This window comes from Amycolatopsis heterodermiae (genome assembly GCF_034929455.1).
GTDB classification, from domain to species: Bacteria; Actinomycetota; Actinomycetes; order Mycobacteriales; family Pseudonocardiaceae; genus Amycolatopsis; species Amycolatopsis heterodermiae.
This window is the reverse complement of sequence record NZ_JAYFSI010000023.1, coordinates 84,914-92,464: the sequence shown is the minus strand read 5'-3', so window position 1 is coordinate 92,464 and position 7,551 is coordinate 84,914. Positions and strand designations below refer to the sequence as shown.

Sequence of the window (7,551 nt, the reverse complement as noted above, 5' to 3'; positions counted from 1 at the left end):
AGGCGCCACGAGGCCGCGTACGTCGCGCTGCTCCCCCACTGCGCGGACGCGACGGTGCTCGAAGCCGGCTGCGGCGAGGGCTACGGCGCGGGGCTCGTCGCGACCAAGGCCCGCCGGGTGCTCGCGCTTGACTACGACGTGCCGACCACCGAGCACGTCGCCCGCCGCTACCCGGAGGTCGCCGTCGCGCGGGCGAACCTCGCATACCTGCCGCTGCGGGACGCTTCGGTGGACGTCGTGGCCAATTTCCAGGTCATCGAGCACCTCTGGGACCAGGCGGGGTTCCTTGCCGAGTGCTGGCGGGTGTTGTCGCCAGGAGGAAAACTGCTGGTCACGACCCCGAATCGGCTCACCTTCACCCCGGACAGCGACACACCGCTGAATCCGTACCACACCCGCGAGCTGGCGCCGTCCGAGCTGGCCGGGCTCCTCGCCGACGCCGATTTCGAGGTCGAGACACTGCACGGCCTGCACCACGGCGAGGCCGTCCGCGCGCTCGACGAGCGGTACGGCGGCTCGATCATCGACGCGCAGCTGGACGTCGTCATGGGCGAGCTGCCCGGGCAGGCCGTCTGGCCGGAGGCGCTGCTCGCCGACGTCGCCGCGATCGAGGTGGCCGGGTTCGACATCCACGGCGACGACCTCGACGCGAGCCTGGACCTGATCGCCGTGGCGGTGCGCCGGTGACGGACGACTACGAGGGCACGTTCTGCCTCGTCCTTCACAGCCACCTGCCGTGGCTCCCGCACCACGGCACCTGGCCGGTCGGTGAGGAATGGCTGTACCAGGCGTGGGCGCACTCGTACCTGCCGATGGTCGACCTGCTCGAACGCTTTGCCGCCGAAGGCCGCCGGGACGTGCTGACCCTCGGCATGACGCCGGTGCTCGCCGCGCAGCTCGACGACCCGTACAGCATCCGCGCGTGCCACGACTGGCTCGGCCACTGGCAGCTGCGCGCCCAGCACGCGTCGACGCTGTGGCGCGACGACCCGATCCTGCGCGAGCTGGCCGCGGCCGAGCACCGGACCGCGGTCCGCGCGGCCGAGGAACTCGGGACGCGCTGGCGGCACGGCTTCTCCCCGATCCTGCGATCCCTGGTCGACAACTCGACCATCGAGGTGCTGGGCGGGCCGCTGGCCCACCCGTTCCAGCCGCTGCTGGACCCGCGCGTGCGGGAGTTCGCGCTGAACGCCGGCCTCACCGACACGGCGCTGCGGCTCGGTTCGCGACCCGAGGGAATTTGGGCGCCGGAGTGCGGCTACGCGCCTGGTATGGAAACGGACTACGCGGCCGCCGGCGTGCGGCGCTTCATGGTCGACGGCCCGTCGCTGCGCGGCGAGACCTGGGCCGCCCGGCCGGTCGGCGACAGCGACGTCCTCGCCTTCGGCCGCGACCTCGAAGTCACCTACCGCGTCTGGTCGCCGAAAGCCGGCTACCCCGGCCACGCCGCGTACCGCGACTTCCACACCTGGGCGCACGAGGTCGGTCTCAAGGCATCGCGGGTCACCGGCAAGACCATCCAGCCGCAGGACAAGGAGCCGTACGACCCGGCACTCGCCGCGGACGTGCTGGGCCTGCACGTCAAGGACTTCGTCGACACCGTGGTCACGCGGCTGCGGTCACTGAAGCGGCAACACGGGCGCGAGTCGCTCGTGGTCGCCGCATACGACACGGAACTGTTCGGGCACTGGTGGCACGAAGGACCGGCCTGGCTGGAGGGTGTGCTGCGCGCGCTGCCCGAGGCCGGGGTCCGCGTGACGACGCTGAAGGGCGCGCTCGAAGCCGGGCACGTCGGCCCGCCGATCGACCTGCCCGCGTCGTCGTGGGGATCGGGCAAGGACTGGCGCGTCTGGGACGGCGAGCAGGTCCAGGACATGGTCGAGGCCAACACGGCGTTGCAGAAACGGATGCTGGACCTCGTCGCCGATGTGCCGACCACGGCTCGTGACGCCGTCGCCGACCAGGCCGTCGCCGAGGCGATGCTGGCGCTGGAAAGCGACTGGGCGTTCATGGTCACCAAGGACTCCGCCGCCGACTACGCGCGGCGCCGGGCCGCGGTGCACACCGAACGCTTCGACGTGCTGGCCGGGGCGTTGCGCCGCGGCGACCGCGCGCGGGGTGAGGAACTGGCCGCGGCCTACCGCGCCGAAGACGGACCGTTCGGGCACCTCGACGCCCGGGCGCTCAAGCACTAGAGAAAGGACCCATCGGATGGGGATCCACGAAATTCCGGTCAAGACGCTCGACGGGCAGGACAGCTCGCTGGGTTCGCTGGCCGGCAAGGCGATGCTGGTGGTCAACGTCGCGTCGAAGTGCGGCCTGACCCCGCAGTACTCCGGCCTCGAGCGGCTGCAGGAGCGCTTCGGCGCCCAGGGTTTCTCCGTGGTCGGTTTTCCGTGCAACCAGTTCGCCGGGCAGGAGCCGGGCAGCGCGGAGGAGATCCAGACGTTCTGCTCCACGACCTACGGCGTCACCTTCCCGCTGTTCGAGAAGATCGACGTCAACGGCGACGAGCGGCATCCGCTGTACTCGGAGCTGACCAAGACGGAGGACGCCGAGGGCGCGTCCGGCGACGTCCAGTGGAACTTCGAGAAGTTCCTCGTGAGCGCCGACGGTGAGGTCCTGGCGCGGTTCCGGCCGCGCACCGAGCCCGAGGACGAGACGGTCGTCAAGGCCATCGAGGCGGCCCTTCCCGCGTGACGGCGGCCCGGGGCGCGCTCCCCCGGAGTCCCCGGAATTCACCGGATCGACGGGTTCCAGCGGCCGTTCGGGTATCACGGAAACACGCCTGAAAACGGTTTTCGTGATCCGGACGGTCGAACTCCGGGTGATCAGCCTGCCGTTTTCCCCGCTCCGCACCGAATACTTTTCACGACGCCATTCCGGCGTCGTAGCGTGCGAGAAGGGATCACCGATGAGCACCTCCAGACGCCGGGCCGCGCTGGCCGCGTTCCCCGTGGCACTCGGGCTGCTGCTGGCCGGACCGGCGGTGGGTACGGCCTCGGCCGCGCCGCAGTCCGACGCGGCCGGCCAGGCTCGCCACTGCCTGCTGTGCGTCGGCCACCACCATCACCACGGTCACATCAACATCCTGGGTCTCCACCTGGGACTCTGGTTGCACCTGTAGATCCCGGCTCCGCCGTGCCGGGGCGGTGGCCTCCCGCCCCGGCACGTTCACAGGCCGAGTTGAGCGCGTCCGACGTCGTTGAGGTCGTCGATGGTGGCGCGGCCGGTCCAGTTCACCTCGTAGTCTTCCGGCGCGAAATCGCCCGGGCTCTTGCCGGCCGAGAATGCCCGGCCGCATTTTTCGGCGTAGGCGGCGTTCTTCGCGCAGTGGGGGCTCGCCGGGATGTACATGACGTTTCCCCAGCGATCCGGATTGGTGCCGTCGGCGACGGCGTGGATGACGTCGCCGTGCCACCAGACCGTGTCGCCCGGTTCGACGGCGGGAATCGAGGTCAGCGCGGGCAGCAGGTCGTCGTGGTACTTGTCGCTGACCGGCAACGCCTGGCCGTTGGCCGCGCCGCAGAGGTCGTCGTCGGGGATGTCGTCCTGGAGCGCGCGAAGCAGGACATACGCGATCGCGGACGGGATCGGCACCACCTGCAGGACGCCGTCGCCCGGTCGCATTTCCGACAACGCCGTCCAGCCCTGGAAGGTGCGGAAGGCCGAGCACATGACGGTGGACGGGAATTCGTCCACTTCGGTGCGGTGGGCGCCGTCCCACGGGTCGTACTCCTGCCAGTTTCCGGCGAAGACGTGCCGGAACACCTGCTGGTAGGCGGGCAGCAGCCAGCGTTCGACCGAGCCGGAGTCGGTGTGCGCGGACAGCCCGAGCGACGCCGACCCGGGCGCGCGCCGCCGGATGCGGTCGGGGTAGGCCGTGTCGCGATCGGGGTCGAACCAGACGCGGCCCTCGGACTCGTACCGCCAGAAGGAGTTGAGGAACCGCCGGACGGCGACCATGTTCTCGTGCTGGCGCGCCTGGATCTGCGGCTTCGACCAGTAGACCGGGTAGATCTGCGGCTGACCGGAGGCGAGCCCGGCGAAGACGTCGTCGGCCGGGCCTTGGTAGGTCCCCGCGAAGTCGTTGTCGGCGAGGTAGGCGGCGAGCTCGGCGTCCCAGCCTTCGGCCGTTTCGCGCGCGAAGGTGCCCTTCACGACGGCGCAGCCTCGCCGCCGGACGGCGTCCACGGTCCGCTGTGGCACGGTCCCGTCGGCGATGTCACGGAATCGGACCACGGGGAAAGCGTCCTGGTCGGCGGCGACGGCGTCGACCTCCCGCCGCATCCACTCCCGGACTTCCGCGAACGCGCCGGCGACGTCGCCGACCCGGGCGCGCAGCTCGTTCTTGGTCCGCGTGACGGCCTCGGACATGTTCGCCGGCAGTTCTGTGGTGGTCATCGGTGTCCTCCGCGATCTTTTGGTTAGGACTCCTTACTAGAATGTCCTCGCTACGGTAACCCCGTCCGTTCCCGGCCACAAGAGGTGCGATGTCCGACCCCGACCGGCCGCTCCCGCGCCTGGCGATGCTGCGGGCCATGACCGACCGCGCGGTGCTCGACCACGTCTTCGTCCACAACCGGACCACGCGCGCCGAACTGGCCGCGACCACCGGGATCTCGAAGCCGACGATCTCCGAGTCCGTCCGGCGGCTCGAGACGGCGGGCGCGTTGCGGGCCACCGGCACGGACCAGACCGGCCGCCGCGGCCGGATCGCGACGTTCTACGAACTGGCCGCGGACGCCGGCCGGGTCGTCGCCGCGGAGGTCAACCAGCAGGGCATCCGCACGGTGACCACCGACCTGACCGGCGCGATCCTGGCCGCCGACCACCACGCGCCGGATGGTCGCCCGATGACCACGGCGGTCCGCGCCGCCGTCGCCGCCGCGAGCGCCGGGGGACCGGGGCCGATCCGCGCGACGGCGGTCTCGGTGGCCAACCCGGTCGACCCGGTGACGCACGAGGTCGTCGCGCTGCCCGGGTCGCCGTTCCCCGAAGGCACGATCCGGGCCGGCGAAATCGGCCGGGACGTCCTGCTCGACAACGACGTCAACTTCTCGGCACTCGCCGAACGCCGGGAAGGCGCGGCGCGGGACGCGAAGAGCTTCGTCTACGTCTATGTCGGCGCCGGGCTCGGTGTGAGTCTCTACGTCGGCGATCAGCTGATCCGCGGTGCGCACGGTCTGGCGGGCGAGATCGGCTACTTGGACAGCTCCGGCGCGACGCTCGCCGAGGCGCTGGCCGGCCAGGGTTTCGGCAGGTCGGACGCGCCGTCGCTGGATGTGGACGCGATTCTGACCACGCTCTCACGCGCCGCCGAGGGAGACGCCGCGGCCGATTCGCGGCTACGGCAGCTGGGCGAGACGCTCGGCCGGGCGGTGGCCGCGATCTGCACCATCGTCGACCCGGACGTGGTCCTGCTGGGCGGCCCGGCCGGGAGCCGTCCGGAGCTGGTGGCCGAAATCCGGCAGACGGTCATCGCCGCGGCGCCAGGCCCGGTCCGGGTGGAGGCGGGCGCGGTGACGGACTCGGCAGCGCTGCGAGGCGCGTTGTTGTCGGCGCTCGACCACGGCCGCGACGCCATGCTGGCGGCGGTTGCCGAAGGTTAGGCCCCCGGCCTCCAACAGTTGCCAAAGCGGTCTCTGTCGTTGCCGAAGTCCGACGACTGCCTGTCAGCAGCACTGCGCCGGGGGTGTTGCCGAAATCAGGCAGAGCCCGCGTCGATCACCGCGCGGACGCACTTCGCCACGACCGCCGGGTCGACCTTCATGACCTCCCGGTCGTACGTCAGCAGGCCGTTGACCTCGTTTTCGACATCCGTCGTCTGGGTGTAGATGGCGCCGGACAGGCCGCGCTCCGCGACCACTCGCTCCAAGCCGGCACTCACCTCCGTGTAGCGCTCGGTGAGCCGTTCCGACGTCGGGGTCATCTCGTACGCGTTCGGCGGGCCGGGCCAGCGGTGGTCGTCGAGAACCAGGCCGAGGCCGCCGTACTCGCCGTCGACGATCGCGCGGCCGTCGTGGACCGCCGGTTCACCGGGACCGACGTACGTGTGGTCGTCGTAGACGTCTCCCGCGCCGGTGTCGGGGCGGGAGAAGCAGCAGTTGACGCCGCTGTTGGCGATCACCAGCCGGGTCGGGTCGAGCGACTTGACCAGTTCCGCGACCCGGGCCGTGTCGTACTCGCCCCAGCCCTCGTTGAACGGCACCCAGCCGACGATCGACGGGACCGCCCGCAGTTGTGTGATCATTTTGATCAGTTCTGCTTCGAACCGCTCGCGCGCCTGTGGGACCGGGTCCGGCGCGATGCCGGGCGGGCCGTCGAACGAGACCGTCAGGGACGGCATGTCCTGCCAGACGACCAGGCCCAGCGTGTCGGCCCAGAAGTACCAACGAGCCGGCTCGACCTTGACGTGTTTGCGGACGAAGTTGAAGCCCAGCTCCCTCGTCTTTTCGAGGTCGAACCGCAGGGCGTCGTCGGTCGGCGCGGTCGAGATGCCGTCGGGCCAGTAGCCCTGGTCGAGCGGGCCGTGGAGGAAGGTGATCCGGCCGTTGAGCGCGATCCGCGGGCGGCCGTCGGCGTCGGGGATCAGGCCGATGGTCCGGAGGCCCGTGTAGCTGCCGACCTCGTCCAGGACCGCGCCGTGGCGGTCGAGCAGCCGGACTTCCAGGGTGTAGAGGTGCGGGTCGTCGGGGGTCCAGAGGTGTGGTTCGGGAACGTCCACGCGCACCGACGTGCCGGCTCCGCCTGAGCCGCGCGCCACCTCGCCGTCGGTGGTCGAAAGGACGACTACGACCTCGTCGCCGCCTGTGACCTGCGGGAAGACCGTCACGCCGGTGAGGTCCGGGGTCAGCTCCAGCCGTTCGACGCGGGCCGCGGGCACCGGCTCTAGCCAGACCGTCTGCCAGATGCCCGACGACGCCGTGTAGCAAATTCCGCCAGGGGCGTTGCGCTGCTTCCCGACCGGGAAGGGCTCTATGTCGGTGCGGTCCTCGGCACGGACGGTCAGCTCCTGCGGGCCCGCCGACCGCAGGACGTCGGTGATGTCCGCGCTGAACGCCGTGTAACCGCCCTCGTGCGTCGCGACCAGCTGGTTGTTGACCCAGACCTGGGCCTTCTGGTCGACCGCGCCGAAATGCAGCAGGACCCGGTCGCCGCGCCAGTCGTCCGGGATCTCGACGAGGCGGCGGTACCAGAGGACCTCGTCGCGTCGTCCGATTCCGGACAACGCCGACTCCGGCGGGAACGGCACCAGGATTCGCTCGGCGTAGCCGGACGGCCGGGGCTCGCCCGCAGCCGCCGGCCAGCCCGCGTACTCCCAGACGCCGTTGAGGTTCAGCCAGCGGGGCCGGGTCAGCTGGGGCCGCGGGTACTCGGGCAGCGCGTTGTCCGGGCCGACGTCACCGGACCACGGGGTGGGCAGGACGGGGTCGAGCCGCCGCCAGCCGGTGTCTTCAGGAGGAGTCATCCTGGCCGATGGTGGCAGAGATCCCGGGCCCGGCCAGTGATCGTCGTCACATTAGCGACATCCCTCGTGAGTCGGCTTCC

At 70.9% G+C, this 7,551-nt stretch carries 7 protein-coding genes; 5 read left to right on the top strand and 2 right to left on the bottom strand.

Annotation, left to right across the window (positions count from 1 at the left end):
- The 4 genes from VA596_RS48800 to VA596_RS48785 form a co-directional block, all read left to right on the top strand.
- The coding region (locus VA596_RS48800; protein WP_323337541.1) for a class I SAM-dependent methyltransferase at window positions 1-687 on the top strand (687 nt) is incomplete at its 5' end.
- On the top strand, window positions 684-2,195 hold the full coding sequence (locus VA596_RS48795) for a glycoside hydrolase family 57 protein (RefSeq protein WP_323337540.1): 1,512 nt from the start codon (window positions 684-686) through the stop codon (window positions 2,193-2,195). The genes VA596_RS48800 and VA596_RS48795, both read left to right, overlap by 4 nt.
- Before the next feature lie 16 nt (window positions 2,196-2,211).
- Entirely contained in the window at window positions 2,212-2,700 is a 489-nt protein-coding gene (locus VA596_RS48790; protein WP_323337538.1) for a glutathione peroxidase, read from the top strand.
- 214 nt (window positions 2,701-2,914) lie between these two features.
- The gene (locus VA596_RS48785; protein ID WP_323337536.1) at window positions 2,915-3,127 is read left to right on the top strand and encodes a hypothetical protein; all 213 of its coding nucleotides are present in this window, start codon (window positions 2,915-2,917) and stop codon (window positions 3,125-3,127) included.
- 47 nt (window positions 3,128-3,174) lie between these two features.
- On the opposite strand, the gene VA596_RS48780 is transcribed toward VA596_RS48785, so the two are convergent.
- Complete coding sequence (locus VA596_RS48780; RefSeq protein ID WP_323337534.1) at window positions 3,175-4,404, bottom strand: YbiU family protein; 1,230 nt, start codon at window positions 4,402-4,404, stop codon at window positions 3,175-3,177.
- Window positions 4,405-4,493: 89 nt separating this feature from the next.
- Here VA596_RS48780 and VA596_RS48775 point away from each other — a divergent pair, with 89 nt between their 5' ends.
- Entirely contained in the window at window positions 4,494-5,612 is a 1,119-nt protein-coding gene (locus VA596_RS48775; protein WP_323337532.1) for an ROK family transcriptional regulator, read from the top strand.
- A gap of 95 nt (window positions 5,613-5,707) precedes the next feature.
- On the opposite strand, the gene VA596_RS48770 is transcribed toward VA596_RS48775, so the two are convergent.
- Complete coding sequence (locus tag VA596_RS48770; protein ID WP_323337529.1) at window positions 5,708-7,471, bottom strand: glycoside hydrolase family 2 protein; 1,764 nt, start codon at window positions 7,469-7,471, stop codon at window positions 5,708-5,710.
- Window positions 7,472-7,551: the final 80 nt, after the last annotated feature.